This is a genomic window from Brevundimonas sp. EYE_349 (assembly GCF_023147505.1).
Taxonomy (GTDB): domain Bacteria; phylum Pseudomonadota; class Alphaproteobacteria; order Caulobacterales; family Caulobacteraceae; genus Brevundimonas.
The window spans coordinates 390,505-411,697 of sequence record NZ_JAHXPB010000002.1 but is presented as its reverse complement, the minus strand read 5'-3'; the positions used below and the strand labels follow the sequence as shown (position 1 = coordinate 411,697).

17 protein-coding genes are annotated in these 21,193 nt (G+C 69.5%); 9 read left to right on the top strand and 8 right to left on the bottom strand.

Annotation, left to right across the window (positions count from 1 at the left end):
• Positions 1-99 precede the first annotated feature (99 nt).
• From KZX42_RS05740 to KZX42_RS05720, 5 genes are all read left to right on the top strand, one after another.
• Complete coding sequence (locus tag KZX42_RS05740; RefSeq protein WP_248117898.1) at positions 100-3,021, top strand: bifunctional [glutamine synthetase] adenylyltransferase/[glutamine synthetase]-adenylyl-L-tyrosine phosphorylase; 2,922 nt, start codon at positions 100-102, stop codon at positions 3,019-3,021.
• A gap of 46 nt (positions 3,022-3,067) precedes the next feature.
• Positions 3,068-3,676 (top strand): EF-hand domain-containing protein, encoded by a 609-nt coding sequence (locus KZX42_RS05735; RefSeq protein WP_248117895.1) that lies wholly within the window; start codon positions 3,068-3,070, stop codon positions 3,674-3,676.
• A 66-nt stretch (positions 3,677-3,742) separates the two neighbouring features.
• Positions 3,743-4,330 carry an RNA polymerase sigma factor gene (locus KZX42_RS05730; RefSeq protein WP_248117893.1) on the top strand — a complete coding sequence of 196 codons (588 nt, stop codon included), beginning with the start codon at positions 3,743-3,745 and terminating at the stop codon, positions 4,328-4,330.
• Positions 4,327-4,734 carry a hypothetical protein gene (locus KZX42_RS05725; protein ID WP_248117890.1) on the top strand — a complete coding sequence of 136 codons (408 nt, stop codon included), beginning with the start codon at positions 4,327-4,329 and terminating at the stop codon, positions 4,732-4,734. The genes KZX42_RS05730 and KZX42_RS05725 overlap by 4 nt, the downstream gene beginning before the upstream one ends.
• The gene (locus tag KZX42_RS05720) at positions 4,731-5,276 is read left to right on the top strand and encodes a periplasmic heavy metal sensor (protein ID WP_248117888.1); all 546 of its coding nucleotides are present in this window, start codon (positions 4,731-4,733) and stop codon (positions 5,274-5,276) included. Before KZX42_RS05725 ends, KZX42_RS05720 begins: the two co-directional genes overlap by 4 nt.
• A 5-nt stretch (positions 5,277-5,281) precedes the next feature.
• Here KZX42_RS05720 and KZX42_RS05715 read toward each other — a convergent pair whose 3' ends face one another.
• Entirely contained in the window at positions 5,282-5,962 is a 681-nt protein-coding gene (locus KZX42_RS05715; RefSeq protein WP_248117886.1) for a bifunctional 4-hydroxy-2-oxoglutarate aldolase/2-dehydro-3-deoxy-phosphogluconate aldolase, read from the bottom strand.
• Between the two features lie 203 nt (positions 5,963-6,165).
• Here KZX42_RS05715 and KZX42_RS05710 point away from each other — a divergent pair, with 203 nt between their 5' ends.
• Positions 6,166-6,678: a GNAT family N-acetyltransferase gene (locus KZX42_RS05710; RefSeq protein WP_248117884.1), complete on the top strand. Its 513-nt coding sequence runs from the start codon at positions 6,166-6,168 to the stop codon at positions 6,676-6,678.
• Between the two features lie 73 nt (positions 6,679-6,751).
• The gene (locus tag KZX42_RS05705; protein ID WP_248117882.1) at positions 6,752-7,009 is read left to right on the top strand and encodes an Lrp/AsnC ligand binding domain-containing protein; all 258 of its coding nucleotides are present in this window, start codon (positions 6,752-6,754) and stop codon (positions 7,007-7,009) included.
• Positions 7,010-7,226: 217 nt separating this feature from the next.
• Here the strand turns inward: KZX42_RS05705 and KZX42_RS05700 are convergent, their stop codons facing one another.
• The 3 genes from KZX42_RS05700 to KZX42_RS05690 are packed head-to-tail and all read right to left on the bottom strand — an operon-like array spanning position 7,227 to position 14,514.
• Complete coding sequence (locus tag KZX42_RS05700) at positions 7,227-8,540, bottom strand: ammonium transporter (protein WP_282438809.1); 1,314 nt, start codon at positions 8,538-8,540, stop codon at positions 7,227-7,229.
• Positions 8,541-8,575: 35 nt separating this feature from the next.
• The gene (gltB, locus tag KZX42_RS05695; protein WP_248117880.1) at positions 8,576-13,090 is read right to left on the bottom strand and encodes a glutamate synthase large subunit; all 4,515 of its coding nucleotides are present in this window, start codon (positions 13,088-13,090) and stop codon (positions 8,576-8,578) included.
• Positions 13,087-14,514, bottom strand: a complete 1,428-nt coding sequence (locus tag KZX42_RS05690) for an NAD(P)-dependent oxidoreductase (protein ID WP_248117878.1) — start codon at positions 14,512-14,514, stop codon at positions 13,087-13,089. Before KZX42_RS05690 ends, gltB begins: the two co-directional genes overlap by 4 nt.
• Positions 14,515-14,741: 227 nt before the next feature.
• Between KZX42_RS05690 and KZX42_RS05685 the strand changes: the two genes are divergently transcribed.
• On the top strand, positions 14,742-17,177 hold the full coding sequence (locus KZX42_RS05685) for a membrane-bound PQQ-dependent dehydrogenase, glucose/quinate/shikimate family (protein ID WP_248117876.1): 2,436 nt from the start codon (positions 14,742-14,744) through the stop codon (positions 17,175-17,177).
• Between the two features lie 59 nt (positions 17,178-17,236).
• Here KZX42_RS05685 and KZX42_RS05680 read toward each other — a convergent pair whose 3' ends face one another.
• The 4 genes from KZX42_RS05680 to proB are packed head-to-tail and all read right to left on the bottom strand — an operon-like array spanning position 17,237 to position 20,234.
• On the bottom strand, positions 17,237-17,572 hold the full coding sequence (locus tag KZX42_RS05680) for a type II toxin-antitoxin system PemK/MazF family toxin (protein WP_248117874.1): 336 nt from the start codon (positions 17,570-17,572) through the stop codon (positions 17,237-17,239).
• Positions 17,559-17,774, bottom strand: coding sequence for an AbrB/MazE/SpoVT family DNA-binding domain-containing protein (locus KZX42_RS05675; RefSeq protein ID WP_248117873.1), 216 nt, complete (start codon positions 17,772-17,774; stop codon positions 17,559-17,561). Before KZX42_RS05675 ends, KZX42_RS05680 begins: the two co-directional genes overlap by 14 nt.
• Positions 17,775-17,817: 43 nt before the next feature.
• Positions 17,818-19,080: a glutamate-5-semialdehyde dehydrogenase gene (locus KZX42_RS05670; RefSeq protein ID WP_248117871.1), complete on the bottom strand. Its 1,263-nt coding sequence runs from the start codon at positions 19,078-19,080 to the stop codon at positions 17,818-17,820.
• Positions 19,077-20,234 carry a glutamate 5-kinase gene (gene proB / locus KZX42_RS05665; RefSeq protein WP_248117869.1) on the bottom strand — a complete coding sequence of 386 codons (1,158 nt, stop codon included), beginning with the start codon at positions 20,232-20,234 and terminating at the stop codon, positions 19,077-19,079. The genes KZX42_RS05670 and proB overlap by 4 nt, the downstream gene beginning before the upstream one ends.
• A 67-nt stretch (positions 20,235-20,301) precedes the next feature.
• Here proB and KZX42_RS05660 point away from each other — a divergent pair, with 67 nt between their 5' ends.
• A complete protein-coding gene (locus KZX42_RS05660; RefSeq protein ID WP_248117867.1) occupies positions 20,302-21,081 on the top strand; it encodes a ZIP family metal transporter in 780 nt (259 codons plus the stop codon).
• Positions 21,082-21,193 lie beyond the last annotated feature (112 nt).

Below are 21,193 nucleotides of genomic sequence, written 5' to 3'. Positions count from 1 at the left end.
GGCATGCGGACTTGTGGGCCGTGTCGGGATCGTGGTCCAACACCCTGCCGAGCGACAGCACTGGGTCCCCGCTTTCGCGGGGATGAGCGGAGGATTTGAATGCCTGAACTCAAGTCCAAACCCCTGTTTCAATCCCTCGCCCCCGCCGGCCCCGTCGCCAACCCCGCCGCCGCCGACCGCTTGCAGGAAGCCCTGACCGAGGCGGCCGCAGCAGACGGCTGGTCCGACACCCTGACCGCCGCCTGGCCCGCCCTAGCTCCCGTCTCGGGCGCCTCGCCTTATCTGACGGGCCTGATGCGCCGCCGCCCTGCCCATCTCCGCCGCCTGCTGGAGGGCGATCCGGCCGAGAGCCTGGCCCGGATCCTCGCCGAGGCCGACGCTTTGGACGGCGAACCCGACGATGTGCGCGCGCCGTTGCGGGTGTTGAAGGCCGATCTGCATCTGCTGACGGCGCTGGCCGATCTGGGGGGCGTGTGGAATCTGGATCAGGTCACGGACGCCCTGTCGAGATTCGCGGACGCCGCCTGCCGCGCGGCCCTGTGCGCCGTCGCCGCCGAGCAACGGGCGCGGGGTCGGCTGATCTCCCCGCCCGACGATTCGCGCGGTCCGGTGCCCGGCCTGTTCGGCGTAGCCATGGGCAAGCACGGCGCCAATGAGCTGAACTACTCCTCCGACATCGACATCTCGCTCTTCTTCGAACCGCGCCTGACCACCCTGGCTCTGGCCGAGGGGGTGGAGATGCAGGACTTCGCCAATCGCCTCGGCAAGGGGATCGCCACCCTGCTCAGCGAGCGGACGGCCGATGGCTATGTCTTCCGGGTCGATCTGCGGCTGCGGCCCGATCCGTCATCGACGCCGCCGGTGGTCGCCGCGCCCATGGCCCTGGCCTATTACGAGAGCGTCGGCCAGAACTGGGAGCGGGCGGCCTTCATCAAGGCGCGGCCGGTTCTGGGCGACCTGCGCGCGGCGGGGCGCTTCCTGAAGGCGCTGACGCCCTTCGTCTGGCGGCGCAGCCTGGACTATGCCGCCGTCCTCGACATCCAGGCGATCAAGCGCCAGATCCACGTCCACAAGACCGGCGAGGGGCTGGCCGCGGCGGGCGCCAATCTGAAACTTGGGCGGGGCGGCATCCGCGAGATCGAATTCTACGCCCAGACGCAGCAGCTGATCCTGGCCGGCCGCGATCCAGCGCTCAGGACGCCGCGCACTATCGAGGCGCTCTTCGCCCTGGCCGACGCCGGCCATATTCCCCGCGCCGTCGCCGACGAACTGTCGACCGCCTATGTCGAACTGCGTGGTCTGGAGCATCGGGTGCAGATGCTGGACGACGAACAAACCCACCGTCTGCCCGAGGACGCCGAACGCCGCGCCGCCGTGGCCGCCCTGGCCGGCGGCTCGGACCTGTCGGTCTTCGAGGCCCATGTCGAGGCGCTGCTGGCGAGGGTCAACGCGCGGTATGGCGAACTGTTCGAGGGCGGGGAGGATCTGGATTCCAGCTACGGCAGCCTGGTCTTCACCGGCGTTGAAAACGATCCCGAGACGCTGGAGACCCTGAAGCGGATGGGGTTTTCGGAGGCGGCCTCGGTCGCCGACACCATCCGCGCCTGGCACCACGGCCGCATTCCTGCGACCCGCACCGAACGGGGGCGCGAACTGTTCACCCGCCTGGCGCCGCGCCTGCTGGAGGCGGTGGCGCGGTCCGGCGCGCCCGACGACGCCTTTCGCCGGTTCGCCGTCTTCTTCTCCGGTCTGACGGCCGGGGTTCAGGTTCAGGCCCTGTTCCTGAACCAGCCGAAGCTGTTCGAGATGGTGGTCGGCGTCATGGCCTTCGCCCCGCGCCTTGCCCGCACCCTGGGGCGTCAGCCGGCGGCGTTGGACGGGGTGCTGGATGCGCGGTTCCTGGCCGACCTGGCCGACGACACCGGCCTGACCGAACAAATCCTGCGCGAGGCGGGCGAGACCGAGGATTTCGAGGGGGCCATGAATGCGGTGCGCCGCCTGCACCGCGAGCAGATGTTCCGCATCGGCATCCACGCCCTGACCGGGCGGGCGGGCGCCGAGGCGGCGGGCCGGGCCTACGCCGCCCTGGCCGACGCGGCGATGCGGACCCTGTCGCCGGCGGCTTTGGCCGAGACGGTGCGGTTGGGCGGGGCGTTTCCGGGCGCGGTCGCGGTGGTGGCGCTGGGCAAGGCCGGCTCTCGCGAGATGACGGCCGGGTCCGACCTGGACCTGATGACGCTTTACGAGGCGCCGCCCGAGGCGGCCTCGACCCTCAAGGACTGGACGGCCGACGTCTTCTACGCCCGCTTCACCCAGCGGCTGATCGCGGCCTTGTCGGCGCATACGGCGGAAGGGGGGCTGTATGAGGTCGACATGCGTCTGCGGCCCACGGGGTCGAAGGGGCCGGTTTCGGTGCGCCTGTCGGCCTTCGACGCCTATTACGCGAAGGAGGCGGAGACATGGGAGTTCATGGTCCTGACCCGCGCTCGGGTGGTCTGGGCCAGCGACCCGGTCTTTGGCGACCGTGTCGCGGCGGCCATCGAGGGAGCCTTGCGCCGTCCGCGCCCCGGCGTCGATGTCGCCGCCGATGTGCGCAAGATGCGGGGTCTTATGGACCGCGAGCGCCGTCCGCATGGATTCTGGGATTTGAAACTGTCGCCCGGCGGACAGGTGGACGCCGAGTTCGCGGCCCAGTTCCGCCAGCTTCAAGCCGCCGCCATCGGCGCACCGCTGACCCTTTCCACGTTGGAGGCCCTGCACGATGATCCGGTCCTGGCAGAGGCGTGGCGGGTTCAGCAGCGGCTGGCTCATCTGCTGGCCGCCGCCTTCGAGGGTCGGGTCGACCCAGAGGCCGAGCCGTCGGTGTTCCAGCTGCGTCTGGCCGAGGCGGCGGGGGCGCCCGATTTCGACACGCTGAAGACCGAATTGACGGACCTGCGCGTGCGCGCCCGCAAGGCCTTCGAACGGGCGTTTCCGGCGGGTCGCGACGGAGATTCGGGGACGTCGCGTTCAATCTCCTGACAGGGCTATGTCCGGCCGCCGTGTGCGGCCCAAGGAGATGATCGAGATGAGAATGACCCTTCTGACCGGCCTGGGCGCCGTCGCCCTGGCGGCCAGCGCTGGCGTTGCGACCGCCCAGACCCCGCCCGCGCCGCATCATGCGCGCGGCGAGCCGAACCGCCAGATCACCCGCGCGGAGTTCGTCGATGCGCCTATCGCCCGCCTGACGGCGATGGATGCGAACCGCGACGGCGTGATCAGCGTCGACGAGCGGCAGGCGGCCGTGCAGGCCCGACGCGCCGAACACGCCGACGCCCGCTTCGCCAAGCTGGACGCCAACGGCGACGGCTCCATCAGCCGCGCCGAGCTTGACGCCGCTCACGCCGCCCGTCCCGAACGCGGCGCCCATGAGGGTCGTCGCGGCGGTCCGCGTCACGCCCCGCGCGGTCCGGGCCGCGAGGGTCGCGAACGCGGTCCGGTGGTGATTTCGGAAGTCGCCGCCAAACTGGGCGAACGGTTCGACAAGATGGACGCCAACCGCGACGGCGTGATTTCGACCGACGAGCGTCGCGCCGCCATGACCGCCCACCGCGCCGACCGTCAAGCCCGTCGGGCGGAGCGCCAGGCCGCGCGTCCGGCGCCACAAGCCGCTTCCCCGGCTCCGGCTTCGGAGTAAGAACGGTGTCGGGGTCGGCCGTCGTGGACGAATCGGTCCCTTTCGTCCGCAGCGGAAGAGGCAGGCTTGGTCGCCATCGTCGACCCCGACGAGGATCTGGTGCGCCGCGTGGGTCAGGGCGACCCGGCGGCGTCGCAGGCGTTAGTCGCCAGAAAGCTGCCGCGCATCCTGGCCCTGGCGCAACGGATGCTGGGCGACGCGGCCGAGGCCGAGGACGTGGCGCAGGAGGCCATGCTCAGGGCCTGGCGACAGGCCCCGAAGTGGCGGACGGGCCAGGCGCGGTTCGACACCTGGCTGCACCGGGTGGCGCTGAATCTCTGTTACGACCGGCTGAGGCGTCGGCGCGAAATCCCGACCGACGCGCCGCCGGATCGGCCGGACGAGGGACCGGGACCGGATCGGGGGCTTCTGGCCGCAGAGACCGGCGCACGGGTGACGGCGGCCTTGAAGCGGCTGCCCGACCGCCAGCGCGAGGCCATCGTGCTGTGCCATTATCAGGAGCTCTCCAATATCGAGGCGGCCGCCCTGATGGCGATCAGCGTCGAGGCGCTGGAGAGTTTATTGTCGCGCGGTCGTCGCGCATTGCGTCAGGCGCTGTCGGATATTGCCCCGTTTGGGGCTCCGATCGCAGCCTCTAAGGGAGATGGACGATGAAGGAGGAACGGTTGCAGGCCCTGGCGGACGCCTATGGCGCGGACCTGCGTCGCTGGCCTGCGGACCAGCGCGCCTTCGCCGAAAGCCTGCTGGCCGCCGATCCGTCATTGCGGGAGGTGCTGGATCAGGCGGCGGCGCTGGACGCCCTGCTGGACACGGCGCCGGCGCCGGCGCCATCGGCGGCCCTGACGGCGCGCGTCCTGGCGGCGGCGCCTCGACCGAAGGCGAGGGCGGGGTGGCGTCAAGCGGTCTGGTATCTGGGCGCAGGCTGGGCGGCGGCGACCTGCGCCGGCGTGGTGGCGGGCGTCGGCCTGACCAGCCATCTGACCGCCGACGCGCGTGCGGATGCGGTGCTCTATCAATCAGCCCTGACCGGGGTGGACGACACCGAGGTTCTGGGATGACGACCAAGACGCTGAAGCTCGCCCTGGCCGTATCGGTGGCGCTGAACCTGTTCGCCGTGGCGGGGGGCGTGACCTATGTCGTCGGTCGCGACAAGATCGAACGGCGGATCGAGGAACAGCGCCGTGGCGGCCGCGAAGGGCCGCTGGCCGAGGTGCTGGCCGGGCTGGATCCCGCCGTGCGCCAGCGGGTGCGCGTTTCCTTGCGCGAAACCGCCCTGTCGGCCCGTCCCGATTTCGAGGCGGCGCGGGCGGCGCGGCGCGAGGCCATCGCCGTCGCGGGTCAGCCGACGCTGGACGCCCCGCGTGTCCAGGCCCTGCTGGAACAGTCGCGCGCGGCGGAGATGCGCGGTCGTCAGCGGCTGGAGACCGGGGCCGTGGCGCTGCTGGCCACCCTGACCCCCGAAGAGCGCAAGGCCATGACGCCCCTGCTGCAGCGCAAGGGCGCCGCCCGTCGCAACGCAGCGCGTCACGACGGCCCCGCGACGCAAAGGCCGGAAACAAAAGGGCCGGGCGGCGCAGGCCAGGACCGTCCCGGCCGCTGAACGTCCTAGGCGGCCTTCGAGGCGCGGAAGGCCGCGACGGCGTCCACCGCCGCGCGCACGGAGGTCTCTATGGCGGCCCAGTCTCCGGCCTTGACCGCCGCGTCCGTCACCAGTTTGGAGCCCATGCCCGCCGCCACGATGCCGGCGCCGAACCATTTGGCGATGGAGGCTTCGTCGGGATCGACGCCGCCGGTCGGCATGATCTTGACCCAGGGCATCGGCCCCTTGACCGCCTTGACGAAGTCCGGGCCGCCGACCGACGAACCGGGAAACAGTTTGACGATGTCGCAGCCCAGTTCGTGGGCCTCGCCGATGTCCGTCACCGAACCGCAGCCGGGGAAATAGGCGACCATGCGCCGGTTGCACACCTTGGCCACGTCGGGAACGAGGCAGGGGCTGACCACGAAGCGCGCGCCCCGGTTCAGATAGAGCGCCGCCGTGCCGCTATCGACCACCGAACCGATGCCCAGCACGATGTGCGGATCGGTCTTGATCAGTTCGCGATTGATCTCGCCGAACAGGTCGCAGGCGAAGTCGCCGCGGTTGGTGAACTCCACCACCGGCGCGCCGCCGCGCGCGCAGGCGCGGATCACATTCAGGCTGACCTCGGGATCGGGATGATAGAAGACGGGGCAGACGCCCTGGGTTTCCAGCGCCTGAAGCACGCTGACGCGATCATGGGCCATGGTCTGTCTCCTGAGGGGCCCGTGCGGCGGGATCGGGTGGGCCGTTAGGCGTTCTGCTTATCCCACGCCCGTCCCAGACCAAAGCCCGGGGCGCCAGCTTCGCCCTGGAGGCGACGGAACATATTGTTTCATCCCCCGGCCTTGATCGAGGTCAAGGCGCGGCGGCGACGAAGGGGCGAGGGTCGGGGTCAAAGGAGAAGCCCATGACCCTGCTCGATCACGAACGGCTCGTCACCCGTACTGGCCTGCGTCTGGAAGTCCGCGCGGCGCGCGGCGAGGACGAACGCGCCCTGGCCGCCTTCTTCGCCAGGGTGACGCCGGAGGATATGCGGTTCCGCTTCCTGTCCACCCTGGGAACGCCCGGTCACGACCAGCTGCTGGCCCTGATAGAAAAGCCTGCGTCGGACGGCGAGAGCTTGATCGCATGGGGCGAGGACGGGGCTGTGGCGGCGACCGCCGTTCTGGCCGGCGACGCGGCGGGCGAACGGGCCGAGGCCGCCATCCTGTTGCGCGGCGATCTGAAGGGGCGGGGGATCGGCTGGACCCTGCTGGAACGTCTGGTGGCCGAGGCCCGGGCGCGCGGCTATGCGGTCGTGGAATCGCTGGAGGACCGGGCCAACCACGCCGCCCTGCAGGTCGAGAACGACATGGGCTTCGACGTTGCTCCGGTCGAGGACGACCCCACCCTGGTCTGGGTCAGCAAGCGGCTGCGCTGATCGGCGTCCTGGGGCGTTTCGGCGGCGGTCGCCATGGGCTAGAAGGCGTCCAAACTTCAGGAAGGCCAAGCCCATGATGACCGCCATCTTCGTCTTCATCAAATGCGAGCTGGGTTACGCCAACGACGTGGCGGCCGACATCGTGGACAATGTGGAGAATGTGTCCGAGGTCTATTCCACCTCGGGCCAGCACGACCTGTTGGCCAAGTTCAACCTGCCGCGCGAGGCCGACATCGGCACCTTCGTCACGAAGCAGGTCCAGACGCGCCCGCACGTACGCGACACCTTCACCGTCATCACCTTCTCGCCCTTCCTGCCGTCCAAGGTCTGACCGCCGTCCGCGCGACGGCGAGGTCACGGCGGACACAACGAAGACTGGCTCCGTTCCGGCAAGTCCTGCGGACCTGCGGCGGCGAAGCCCGGATTGACGGCTGCTGGCAGAAACCTTGAGCCGACGCGCGTTCGGCCTCGTCGTGGTCCGTATGACCTCGCCGTGCCCGTTGGGACGAAAGCCTTTTCGAGCCGCACCAACTCCAGCGCGGAAGGCTCTAATGGATGGCTTCGCCGTGCTGGGTGTAGTCCAGCCCCTCGACCTCCTGGTCCCTGGTGACGCGCAGGCCCGTGGTGAACTTGCAGATCATCAGGACGACGAAGGTGCCGGCCGCGCTCCAGGCGATGACGCCAACCAGGCCGACGGCCTGTTTCCACACCGTGGCGCCATCGGACAGGGCGTTGACGGTCGTGGTGGCGAACAGGCCGGTCAGCAAGGCGCCGACGATGCCGCCGACGCCGTGCACGCCGAACGCATCCAGGCTGTCGTCGTATTTCAGCGCGTGCTTCAGCCAGACCGCGCCGGCATAGCAGGCGGGGCCGCCGATCAGGCCGATGAAGAAGGCGCCCTTGGGATCGACGAAGCCGGCGGCGGGGGTGATGGCGACCAGCCCGCCGACGATCCCCGACAACAGGCCAAGCAGGGTCGGACGCTTGCGGTCGAACCATTCGATGGTCATCCAGCCCAGGGCGGCGGCTCCGGCGGCCAGGATGGTGTTGAAGGCGGCGGTGGCGGCCAAGGCGTCCGCCGCGCCGGCCGAACCGGCGTTGAAGCCGAGCCAGCCGACCAGCAGCAGGCCCGTGCCGATGGCGCTATAGACCAGATTGGCGGGGGCCATGTTGTCGCGCCCGAAGCCGTGGCGCGGTCCCACCACCAGGGCGCAGACCAGGCCGGCGACGCCCGCATTGACGTGGACCACCGCCCCGCCGGCGAAGTCCAGCACGCCCAGTCCGCCCAGCCAGCCGCCGCCCCAGACCTGGTGACAGATCGGCGCATAGACGATCAGGTGCCACAGGCCGAAGAACAGCAGGCTGGCCGAGAACTTCATCCGCTCGGCGAAGGCGCCGGCGATCAGGGCCGGGGCGATGATGGCGAAGGTCATCTGGAAGCTGACGAAAAGCAGTTCCGGCAGGCCGGGCAGCAGGCTGTGGGCCGTTTGGGTCGTCACGCCGTTCAGGAAGGCGGCCTGAACCCCGCCGATGAAGCCGTTGACCGGGTCCGGTCCCTTGCCGAACGACAGGCTGTAGCCGACCAGGAACCACAGCACCGAGACGATGGCGAAGGCCGCCGCCGACTGGGCGACCACGCTGATGATGTTCTTCTTCCTGACCATGCCGCCGTAGAAGAGCGCCAGGCCCGGCAGGGTCATCAGCAGGACCAGGGCGGTGGACGTCAGGATCCAGGCGGTGGCCGCCGCATCCAGCACCAGCGGCGCCTGATGGGCCAGAAGGGCGGGGGCCGCAAAGGCGGGCGACGCCGCTGACGCCGCCCCCGCTGCAAGAGTGGCGGCGAAGGCGGCGTAGCGTTTCATTTGTTCGTCTCGGGGAGGAGAGGAGGGGTTGGAGGTCAGGCGCTGGTCTTCAGCCGTTCCGTCTTGGCGACGATGTGCGTCAGCGGGACGATGCGGACGAACCTTTTCAGGCTGTGCTCCCAGTCGTTCAGCAGACGGCGGGCCAGCGGAGAGCCGGTCGCCGCCAGGTGCGCCTCGATCAGGTCGTGCAGACGTTCGGCCGCCGCCGCGTCGATGTCGGTCACGCCCGCCAGGTCGCCGTTCAGGGCGCGCTCGGCATGGCCCGGCTGGTCCAGCACGAACAGCTCGCCGCCGCTCATGCCCGCCGCCAGGTTCCAGCCGACCGGACCCAGAACGACCACGCGGCCGCCGGTCATATATTCGCAGCCGTGCGCGCCCAGGCCCTCGACCACGGCCTCGGCGCCCGAGTTCCTGACCGCGAAACGCTCGCCCGCCGCGCCGGCCACGAACAGCCGGCCGGAGGTCGCGCCATACAGGGTGGTGTTGCCGCAGATCAGCTGATCCTCGCGCCATTCGGGCGTGCGGACCGAAATCTCGGCGCCCGACAGCCCCTTGCCGACATAGTCGTTGGCCTCGCCCGTCAGGTGCAGTTCCAGACCCTTGGCGGCGAAGGCGCCGAAGCTCTGGCCCGCAATGCCTTCCAGCCGCAGCTTCAGACGACCGGCGGGCCCCTGCGCGCCGAAGCGGCGCACGATGGCCGATGAGACGGCGGCGCCGACCGTGCGCTGGGTGTTGTTCAGCGGATAGGAGAGCTCCAGCGTCTGGCCGCGATCCAGGAAGCGCACGGCGTCCTTCAGCACGCGCGCGTCCAGACTTTCAGCGATGGGCTTCCTCGCCGCCTTGTCGGCCCATTTGCCGGCCGCGCCCTCGTCCACCTGAACCAGCAGCGGGTTAAGGTCCAGGTCGTCCAGATGCGAGCCGCCGCGACGCACCTGACGCAGAAGGTCGGTGCGGCCGATGATCTCGTCCATCGTGCGCGCGCCGATGGAGGCCAGGATTTCGCGCGTCTCCTCGGCGATGAAGGTGAACAGATTGACCACCTTGTCCGGGGTGCCGGTGAACTTCTCGCGCAGGCGGTCGTCCTGAGAGCAGACGCCGACCGGGCAGGTGTTGGAATGGCACTGGCGCACCATCAGACAGCCCATGGCGATCAGGGCGGCGGTGCCGACGCCGTATTCCTCGGCGCCCAGCATGGCGGCGATGACCACGTCGCGGCCCGTGCGGACCCCGCCGTCGGTCCTTAGCGTGACCGAGCCGCGCAGATTGTTCAGCGTCAGCACCTGATGGGCCTCGGCCAGGCCGATCTCCCATGGCAGGCCCGCGTGCTTGATCGAGGTCTGGGGCGAGGCGCCGGTGCCGCCGTTGTGGCCGGCGATCAGGATGGCGTCGGCGTTGGCCTTGGCCACACCGGACGCAATGGCGCCGATGCCCGAGGCGGACACCAGTTTCACCGTCACCCGCGCATCGGGGTTGATGGCCTTCAGGTCATAGATGAGCTGGGCCAGGTCCTCGATTGAATAGATGTCGTGGTGCGGCGGCGGCGAGATCAGGGTCGTGCCGGGCACGGCGTGGCGCATCCGGGCGATGAACTCGGTGACCTTGAAGCCGGGCAACTGGCCGCCCTCGCCGGGCTTGGCGCCTTGGGCGACCTTGATCTCGATCTCGCGACACTGGTTCAGATATTCGGCGGTGACGCCGAACCGGCCCGACGCCACCTGCTTGACCGCAGAGTTGGCGTCGTCGCCGTTCGGGCGCGGGTGATAGCGTTCGGGATCCTCGCCGCCCTCGCCGGACACCGAGCGGGCGCCGATGCGGTTCATGGCGATGTTCAGCGTCTCGTGCGCCTCTGGCCCCAGGGCGCCCAGCGACATGGCCTGGGTCAGGAAGCGGCGGCGGATGTCCGACACGCTCTCGACCTGGTCCAGCGGGATGGCCGTGCCTTCGCGGAAGTCCAAGAGATCGCGCAGGGACAGGTCGGCCTGGGCGCGGACGACCTCGGAGAACTGCTTGAAGCGGCGATAGTCGCCCCGGTTGCAGGCGTCCTGCAGCAGGTGGATGGTCCTGGCCTCATGGGCGTGGGCCTCGCCGCCCGCGCGGATCTTGAAGAAGCCGCCGATGGCGGGCGACGGGACGGCTTCGCCCCAGGCCACCTTGTGCCGCTTCATCGCCGCCTGCTCCAGACCGGCTAAACCGATGCCGGAGATGCGCGACGGGGCGCCGGGGAAGAACTCGGCCGTCAGGGCGCGCGACAGGCCCAGAACCTCGAACTCACAGCCGCCGCGATAGGCCGAGATGACGCTGATCCCCTTGCGGGCCAGGGTCTTCAGCAGCCCCGCCTCGATTCCGGCCTTATAGTTCAGACAGGCGTCGCGCAGCGTCAGGCCGGGATACAGGCCCCGGTCCAGACGCTCCTGGAACAGGTCCTGGGCCAGCCAGGCGTTGACGGTGGTGGCGCCGACACCGACCAGGACCGCGAACCCATGCGGGTCCAGCGTCTCGGCCGTGCGAACGACGATGGAGCAATAGGTGCGCAGGCCCGCCTTGGTCAGGCGGCCGTGAACCCCGGCGGTGGCCAGGATCATCGGCGCGGCCAGACGGTCCGCCGATCCGGCCTGATCCGTCAGCACGATCAGGGCGGCGCCGTCGCGGGCGGCGGCCTCGGCCTCGTCCATGATCCGGTCCAGCGCCGCGCGCAGGGCGGCGCCAGGGCGGGCGTCGTCGGACGGCACGTCATAGCTGCAGTCGATGACCACGGTCGAACCGGCGCCGACCGTCTCGATCATCCGCTCGTACATGCCGTTGGTCAGGACCGGGCTGTCCAGCACGAAGACGTCGGTCTGGGCCTCCTCCTCGGCCAGGATGTTGCCCAGGTTCTTGAACCGAGTCTTCAGGCTCATGGCCCCCGCTTCGCGCAGCGGGTCGATGGGCGGGTTGGTGACCTGGCTGAAGTTCTGGCGGAAGTAGTGCGACAGCGGGCGCGGCAGGGCCGACAGGACTGCGGGCGGAGCGTCGTCGCCCATCGAGCCGACCGCCTCCTTGCCGTCGCGCACCAGGGCGTCCAGCAGCAGGTCCAGGTCTTCGCGGCTATAGCCGGCGGCGATCTGGCGCCGCGTCAGGGCCTCGCCCGAGACCGAGCGCGGCTCGGGTCCGGGGCCGATGATCGGCTCCAGATCGACCATATTGTCCAGCCACGCCTCATAGGGGTGGGCGGCCGACAGGGCGTCGATGGCCTCATGCTCGTCATAGACGCGGCCATGCTTCAGATCGACGGCGATCAGCTTGCCGGGGCCGATGTGCAGGCGGCGCTTCACCCGGCTCTCGGGGATCGGCACCAGACCGGCTTCCGAGCCCGCCATCAGCAGGCCGTCGACGGTTTCGACGGCGCGCAGGGGGCGCAGGCCGTTCCGGTCCTTGCCCGCCACGATCCAGCGGCCGTCGGCGGCGCAGATGGCGGCCGGGCCGTCCCAAGGCTCCATCACCGCATTGCAATAGGCGTAGAAGGCCCGGTGTTCGGCGGGCATGACCACATCGTCCTTGGCCCAGGCCTCGGGGATCAGCAGGGCCTTGGCCATCGGCGCGGGGCGACCGGCGTGGACCAGCACCTCCATGACGTTATCGAGCGCGGCCGAGTCCGATCCGCCCGGCTGGACCACCGGCTTGACCTCGCGGTCGCGGTCGCCGAAGGCGCCGGCCGCCATGCGGATCTCGTGCGACTTCATCCAGTTCAGATTGCCCTTCAGCGTGTTGATCTCGCCGTTGTGGGCCATCATGCGGAAGGGCTGGGCCAGCTTCCATTCCGGGAAGGTGTTGGTCGAATAGCGCTGGTGGAAGACGGCGTAGGCCGAGACGAAACGCGGGTCCTCCAGGTCGGGATACAGGTCGCCCAGCAGTTCGGCGCGGACCATCCCCTTGTAGGCGATGGAGCGGGCGGACAGGGTGCAGATATAGACGCCCGCCAGGTTCTCGGTCTTGACCGTCTTCTCGATGCGGCGGCGGCACAGATACAGTTCGCGCTCCAGCGCCTCGCCGTCCAGCGGCTGGCCCGCGTCGTCCAGCGGCGGGGCCAGCATGATCTGCTCGATCTCGGGCCGGGTCGCCCCGGCCTTGGTTCCCACCACTGACAGGTCGATGGGCGTCTGGCGCCAGCCATAGATCCAGAAGCCGCCGCGCAGGGCCTCGGTCTCGACGATGGCGCGGGCGCGGTCCTGGGCGCCCAGGTCGGTGCGCGGCAGGAAGACCTGACCCACGCAGATGGGGCCGGGACGCAGGGACTGGCCGATGGAGGCGACCTGTTCGGCGAAGAAGCCTTGCGGCAGTTCGGCCATGATGCCCGCGCCGTCGCCCGACAGGCCGTCGGGATCGACCGCGCCCCGGTGGGCCACGGCCTTCAGGCTGCGGATCGCATATTCGACCACGTCGCGGCGCGGCGTGCCGTCGATGGAGCAGACTAGGCCCACGCCGCAGGCGTCGCGCTCGGAGCTGCGATCATAGGCGTTTCCGGCTTCCAGCCGGTCGCGTGTTGCTTCGTACTTATCAAGCCACTGGGTCATGCCGCGACCTCCTCGGTGCGGGTCTTAAGGTAGCGATCGATTTCGGCGGCGGCGTCCTGGCCTTCACGGACGGCCCAAACCACAAGCGACGCGCCGCGCACGGCGTCGCCGGCGGCGAAGACGCCGGGCAGGCTGGTGACGAAGCTGACGGCGCCGACCTTGATCGTGCCGTCGTCGCGCAGGCGAAGGTCAGGTTCGTGCGCCGCGAACGGCTCGGGCGAGAAGCCCAGGGCCTCGATGACGATGTCGGCGGGAATGTCGAAGTCGGCGCCGGGAACGGGCACGATGTCGCGGCGCTCGCCGGGGGCGGCTTCGGTCAACTGCATCCGTGCGGCGCGGACGCCGGTCACGGCGTCGCCTTGCGACAGCAGAGCCTTGGGCGCGCCCAGCCATTCGAAGACGACGCCTTCCTCCTCGGCGTTCTGAACCTCGCGGGCGGAACCCGGCATGTTCTCGCGGTCGCGACGATAGAGGCAGGTCACGCTGGCCGCGCCCTGACGGATGGCGGTGCGGACGCAGTCCATGGCGGTGTCGCCGCCGCCGATGACGACGACGCGCTTGCCGCTGGCCTCGTACCAGCCCGCCTGTTCGGCGTCGCCCAGGTCGCGGCGGTTCTGGTGCGTCAGATAGGACAGGGCCTCGACGGTCGAATCCGGGCCACGACCGGGCGCCGACAGGATGCGGGGCTGATAGACGCCCATGGCCAGCAGGACGACATCGTGGCGGTCGCGCAGTTCGGTCAGGGTCACGTCCTTGCCGACCTCGCAGCCCAGCACGAACCGGACCCCGCCCTCGGCCAGGCGATCCACGCGGCGCTGGACCACGTGCTTCTCCAGCTTGAAACCGGGGATGCCATAGATCAGCAGGCCGCCCGCGCGGTCGTGCCGGTCATAGACCGTGACCTGATAACCCTCCGAACGCAGACGGTCGGCGGCGGCCAGACCCGCAGGCCCCGCGCCCACGATGCCCACGGTCTCGCCGCGTTCGGCGGCGGGGCGGATCGGCTCGACCCAGCCCTTTTCCCACGCCTGATCGCCCAGCCAGGCCTCGACCGAGCCGATGGTCACGGCGTCCCAGCCGGACTGGTTCAGGGTGCACGATCCCTCGCACAGCCGATCCTGCGGGCAGATGCGGCCGCAGATTTCGGGCATGGTCGAGGTCTGGGACGACACGCGCCAGGCCTCGCGCGCCTCGTTCTCGGCCGACAGGCGCAGCCAGTCGGGGATGTTGTTCTGAAGCGGGCAGGCGTTCTGGCAGAAGGGCACGCCGCAGTCGGTGCAGCGCGACGCCTGTTTCTCGGCCGTCTCGGTCGAAGGCGGAATCGTAATCTCACCGAAACCGCGCGCGCGCAGTTCGGCCGAGGCCTTGGACAGGCGGCGGGGCTCGACGACGAAAGTCCCGCCTTGCTTCAGGGTCTTATGCATATCTCGCATATGCCGCAAAGCTGGGCGTCTAGGCAAATATTATTGCCGCGAGCCATTATCAGCGTTCGAAAAAGAATAAATCGTCCACTATCGGACGTTATGTCGTCAAATGATGCCGATTTCCCTGGTTGCGATGCAACGCTGTTTGGTTCCGAGCCTGCGACATTAGGAACCAGACGGGAGCTGAACCGTTGCAGCAACTGCAATCCCAGCAGGAGAGGCCGATCATGCCGCGATGGACAACCCCCGCAGGTCTGGGAGGCTGGCTGACCCTGCTTCTCGGCCTGCTTCTGGCCGTGATCGGCGTGGTGCTGACCGTGGGCGGGGTTCAGCTCGCCGCGCTGGGCGGCTCCTGGTACTATCTCCTGGCGGGCCTGGCGCTGATCGCGTCGGGCTTTTTCCTTGTCTATCGCGACGTTCGCGGCGCCTGGATCTATGGCGCGACCTTCATCCTGACCCTGGTCTGGGCGCTGTGGGAGAAGGGTCTGAACGGCTGGGCCATGATCCCGCGTCTGGTCGGGCCGCTGGTCTTGATGTTCTTGGTTCTGGCGACCCTGCCGGTGCTGCGTCCCGGGCGGGGCGGCGGTCGCACGGCCGGCGTCGGGGCGCTTGGCCTGGCGGTGCTGACGGTGGTGTTCGGCCTGGTGGTCGGTCAGATCAATCAGCCCGGCGTCGATAGCCCTGTGCCCGGCGCGCGCGGTCCCTTCGGCGATCCGGCGCTGATCAAGGCCGGCGTGGACTGGCCCGCCTATGGCGGATCGGAGGCCGCCCAGCGCTACTCGCCGCTGAACCAGATCAACAAGGACAATGTGGGCCAGCTGGAACGCGCCTGGACCTTCCGCACCGGCGACCTGCCGGGCCAGCGGTTCGGGGCCGAGACCACGCCCCTGAAGATCGCCGACACCATCTATCTGTGCTCGGCGCGCAACAAGATGTTCGCTCTGGACGCCAACACCGGCAAGCAGAAGTGGGCCTATGATCCCCAGGTGCCGGACGAGCAGATCCCCTATACGGCCGCGTGCCGGGGTGTGACCTATTACGCCGTGCCGAACGCGGACCAGGCCCAGCCCTGCGCCACCCGCATCATCGAAGGCACGCTGGACGGCCGCATCATCGCCTTGGACGCCAGGACGGGCGTGCCTTGCCCCGCCTTCGGGACCAATGGAGCGGTCAGCATCAAGGAAGGGATGGGCGACCCCTACCCCGGCATGGTGTCGATCACCTCGCCCCCCGTCATCGTGCGGGGGATCATCGTCACCGGCCACCAGGTTCTGGACGGCCAAAAGCGCTGGAACGCATCCGGCGTGATCCAGGGCTATGACGCCGTGACGGGGCAGATGCGCTTCGCCTGGGACATGATGCGTCCCGAGACCGCCACCACCCCGCCGCCCGGTCAGACCTATACCCCCGGCACGCCGAACATGTGGACCACGGCCACAGGCGACGAGGCCCTGGGCCTGGTCTATCTGCCGATGGGCAACTCGGCCGCCGACTATTATTCGTCGCTGCGTCGGCCTGAGGAAAACCAGTACTCCAGCGCCCTGGTCGCGCTGGACGTCACGACCGGCAAGCCGCGCTGGCATTATCAGACTGTCCGCATGGACGTCTGGGACTATGACCTCGGCTCGCAGGTCACGCTGGTGGATATGCCCACGGCGTCGGGCGTCGTGCCTGCCGTGATCCTGCCGTCCAAGCGCGGCGAGATATTCGTGCTGGACCGCCGCACCGGCCAACCCCTGCATGGCGTGCAGGATCGTCCGGCCCCGCGCGGCGGCGTCGAACCCGCGCAACGGGCGGCGACCCAGCCCTATTCGCTGTTCAACACCCTGGCCAAGCCCGATCTGCGCGAAGCCGATATGTGGGGCATGTCGCCGATCGACCAGATGATCTGCCGCATCCAGTTCAAGAAGGCGTCGTATCAGGGCCAGTTCACGCCCCCGACCGTGGATCGTCGCTTCATCGAATATCCCGGCTACAACGGCGGTTCGGACTGGGGCAGCGTGGCGCTGGATCCGCGTCGCGGCGTGATCATCGCCAACTACAACGACATGCCCAACTACAACCGTCTGGTGCCGCGCGCCGAGGCCGACAGGCTGGGCTGGTTCCCGCGCGACGACCCCCGCTACATCGCCCGCGAGAAGGAGCTGGCCAATCGGGGCGGCAACCTGTCCAAGGCCGAAGGCGCGGGCGACCCGCAGATGGGCGTGCCCTACGCCATCGACGTGAACGCCGGCTGGCGGATGCCCTTCACCGGCCTGCTGTGCAAGGAGCCTCCCTATGGCGGCATCCGCGCCATCGACGTGCAGAGCGGCAAGACCCTGTGGGACCGTCCGTTCGGCACGGCGCGCAAGAACGGGCCTTTCGGCATCCCCTCGATGCTGCCGCTTGAGATCGGCACGCCGAACAACGGCGGTTCGGTCGTCACGGCGGGCGGGCTGATCTTCATCGCCGCGGCGACCGACGATCTGATCCGCGCCATCGACATCGAGACGGGCAAGACCGTCTGGTCCGACGTCCTGCCCGCAGGCGGCCAGGCCAACCCGATGATCTATGAGCAGAACGGCCGCCAGTATCTGGTTATCGTGGCGGCGGGCCATCACTTCATGGAGACGCCGGAGGGCGATTACGTGATCGCCTATGCTCTGCCCAAGGGCAGAGCATAAGCTCTCTTGCTGGGCCTATCGCGCTTCGCGCTGCTTGAGGCCGAGTGGTGGGATGAATGTCAAAGGCTGGCGCGGACGGCTTGCATCGTCCGCGCCAGCCGATCGTCGTCGATGCGTCCAAGATGGGTCGCAACGGCGACATCAATGGTCGCGATCTTGGCTGGCCGGATGACAGACGGCGCGGGCAGGCCGGCGTCGGCATAGGTATCGCCGAACGGCACATCGTCGGCCCATGGCCGATTGTCGGCGCTGGTGATCATCACGACCCACAAAAGCCGGTCGCCGTCGCCCAGCGGCCCGTCGGAGACGATCAGGGCCGGGCGATGCTGGCGGGTGCTGCGGTCGGTATAGGGGAAGGGGACGCGGACGACGTCGCCGCGCTCAAAGTCCGGCATAGGCCTTGCGGTCCGCCTCGCCGTCCCATTCATCGAACGCCGCGAATGGATCTTCCGCCGGCGCACGGCGGGCCTTGCGCAGGATCACCCGGTCGCCGTCCAGATCATATTGCAGTTCGTCGCCGTCCTGCAGACTGAGCGCGGCGCGCACGGCCTGGGGGATGGTCGTCTGGGCCTTCGATGTCAGGCGGCTCTTGATCATGCAATGAAGGTAAGGAATTTCCTTACTGACGGCAAGCCGGGCTTCAGGGCCTGATCTGCCCCTGGCCGCGCACGACGTATTTGTAGGTGGTCAGCTGCTCCGCCCCGACTGGGCCTCGCGCGTGAAGGCGGCTGGTGGAGATGCCGATTTCGCCGCCGAAGCCGAACTCTCCGCCGTCGGCGAACTGGGTCGAGGCGTTGATCAGGACGATGGCGCTGTCGATCTTTGACGCGAACCGTTCGGCGGCAGCTTGGTCGGTCGCGACGATGGCCTCTGTATGGCCCGAGCCGTAGCGGGCGATGTGATCGACGGCGGCGTCCATATCCTCGACTATGCGGACGGCCAGCATGGGCGCCAGATATTCCGTCAGCCAGTCGCTCTCGACCGCCGGGACCATGCCGGGGACCAGCGCTTGCGCCTCGGCGTCGCCGCGCAGTTCGCAGCCGGCCGCGATCAGGTCGGCGGCGATGGGGGGCAACAGGTGCTGGGCCGCCGCCCGGTCCACCAGAAGGGTCTCTGTCGCGCCGCAGACCGAGACGCGGCGCATCTTGGCGTTCAGCACGATGGCGCGGGCGGTCTCCAGATCGGCCGACCGGTGCAGATATGTGTGGTTCAGCCCCTCCAGATGGCTCAGCACCGCCGTTCGAGCCTCGGCCTGGACGCGGGCGACCAGGCTCTTGCCGCCGCGCGGCACGATCACGTCGATGGCGCCGTCCAGCCCGGTCAGCATCAGGCCCACGGCGTGGCGGTCGGGGGTGTCGACCAGCTGGATCGCGTCGGCGGGCAGGCTGGCCTCGGCCAGGGCTTCGGCGATCAGGGCGGCGATGGCCAGGGACGACTGCAGACAGTCCGAGCCGCAGCGCAGGATGGCTGCGTTGCCCGAGCGGATGCACAGGGCGGCGGCGTCGGCGGTGACGTTGGGCCGGCTCTCGTAGATGACGCCCAGCACGCCGATGGGGGTGCGGACGCGGGCGATATCCAGGCCGTTGGCGGGAGTCCAGCGTTCGGTCTCGACCCCCAGAGGATCAGGCACGGCGGCGATGGTCGCCACCGCCTGGGCCATGCCCTCCACGCGGGCGGGCGTCAGCAGCAGCCGGTCGATCTGGGCCTCGGCCATGCCGCTGGCGCGCGCGGCCTCCACGTCGCGGGCGTTGGCGTCGAGGAGCGCGGGCTCGGCCGCCTTCAGCTTTTCGGCCAACAGCGCCAGCGCGCGTGTGCGGGCGGCGGCGGGCGCCTCGCGCAAGGCTGCGGCGGCGGCGCGGGCGCGGCGGCCCAGGTCGAGCATTCGTGCGGTCAGGTCGGTCATCGGTCAGCCAGAACCATGTCGTCTCGGTGGATAAGGACGGAGGCCCCGCGATAGCCGAGGATGGCCTCGATCTCATCGCTGCGGCGTCCACGAATACGGGCGGCGTCTTCGGCGGCGTAGGCGGCCAGACCCACCCCGACCGGCAGGCCGGAGGGATCGGTCAGGCGTACGCAGTCGCCCTTCTCGAAATCGCCCGATATGGCGATGACGCCTGCGGGCAGCAGGCTCTTGCCCGCCTGCAAGGCGGCGACGGCCCCGGCGTCCAGCCGCAGTTCGCCGGCCGGCGACAGACTGCCCGCAATCCACTGTTTGTAGGCAGCCATCGGGCCATTGGGCGCGACTATCAGGGTGGCCCGCGCGCCCTCGCGGATGGCGGTCAGGGGCCACAGGGCCTGGCCCGAGGCGATGATAGTGGCGCAGCCAGCGGAGCGTGCGATCTGGGCCGCCGCCAGCTTGGTGGCCATGCCGCCCGTGCCGACGCCTGCAGCGGCGTTGGCGCCTCCGCCCATGGCCAGGACCTCGGGCGAAAGGGTCTCGATCAGCGGCAGGTGGGCGGCGTTCGGATCGCGGCGCGGATCGGCGGTGTACAGGCCGTCCACGTCCGACAGCAGGATCAGCAGGTCCGCTCGCGCCAGTTGGGCCGCGCGCGCGGCCAGCCGGTCGTTGTCGCCATAACGGATTTCCTCGGTCGCCACCGTGTCGTTCTCGTTGACGATGGGAATGACGCCGTGGGCCAGAAGCGCGTGGACGGTGGCGCGACCGTTCAGCCAGCGGCGGCGGCGTTCGGTGTCGTCGCGCGTCAGCAGAACCTGGCCCGCCACCAGACCATGCGGCTCCAGCGCCGCAGACCAGGCCGCCATCAACAGGGACTGCCCGACCGAGGCCGCCGCCTGCTTGTCCTCCAGCCGAACGCCCAGCGCCGGCAGCCGCCCGCGCCCCAGGGCGATGGAGCCGGACGAGACGACGATGACCTCGCGCCCTTCGGCGCGCAGCGCGGCCAGGTCCGAGGCGATGGCGGCCAGCCAGTCGCGCGTCGGCCGGCGCGTGGCGGCGTCGATCAGAAGCGAGGATCCGATCTTGACCACGACCCGCCGCGCGACGCCAAGCGCCGACGCAGCGTTCGGGCCGGCGGGGAGGGCGGCGCGCTGGGACATGAAGCTTTCTCTAACGCCACGGTTCGGGCTTGTCTCTTGCCGCGTCGCGCCTCAATGCAGACGGATGATGGAATCCCTTTCCCCGATTGCCGCGGGCGGTCTCGGCAGCCTGGCGGCGGGCATGATGACGGCGGTGGGGGCTGTGCCGCTGCTGTTCTTCCGCAAGGCGGGGGTTCAGACCCAGAGCGCCCTGCTGGGCTTCGCCGCCGGCGTCATGCTGGCGGCGTCGTTCTTTTCGCTGATCATTCCCGGCGTGGACGTGCTGCAGGCGGGGGGCGCCGGACAGGCGATGGCCGCCGGGGTCATGGCGACGGCGGTGCTGATCGGGGCGGCGGTGATCGGCCTGATGAACCGGTTCGCGCCGGTCGACATGCTGGCCATCGGCCCGGCGGGATCGCGCGACCTGTCGCGGCGCATCTGGCTGTTCATCATCGCCATCACCTTGCACAACTTTCCCGAAGGGGCGGCGGTGGGAGTCAGCTTCGGCGGCGGCGACCTGCACCAGGGCCTGTCCACGGCTGTCGGCATCGGCATCCAGAACATGCCGGAGGGTCTGGCCGTGTCGGCCGCGATGGCGACCCTGGGCTATGGACGCTGGCCGGCCTTCCTGGCGGCGCTGGCGTCCGGCCTGGTCGAACCGGTCGGCGGACTGATCGGGGCCAGCGTGGTCGATCTGGTTCCCGGCGCGCTGCCGTGGGGCCTGGGTCTGGCGGCCGGCGCCATGATCTATGTCGTGACCGCCGAGATCATTCCCGAAACGCGCGAGAAGTCCAAGGGCGAGGGCTCGATGATCGGGCTGATGATCGGTCTGGTGGGGATGATGTTCCTGGACATCGCCCTGGGATAGGCGGGGGCCGAACGGGGCGCATCCCCGACAGAGCGACGGCGGCCATGTCGATCACGGCGCTGAAACGGACCTTGATCGGGCGGGCGGCCGTTACATCATTTACATCGTCGGC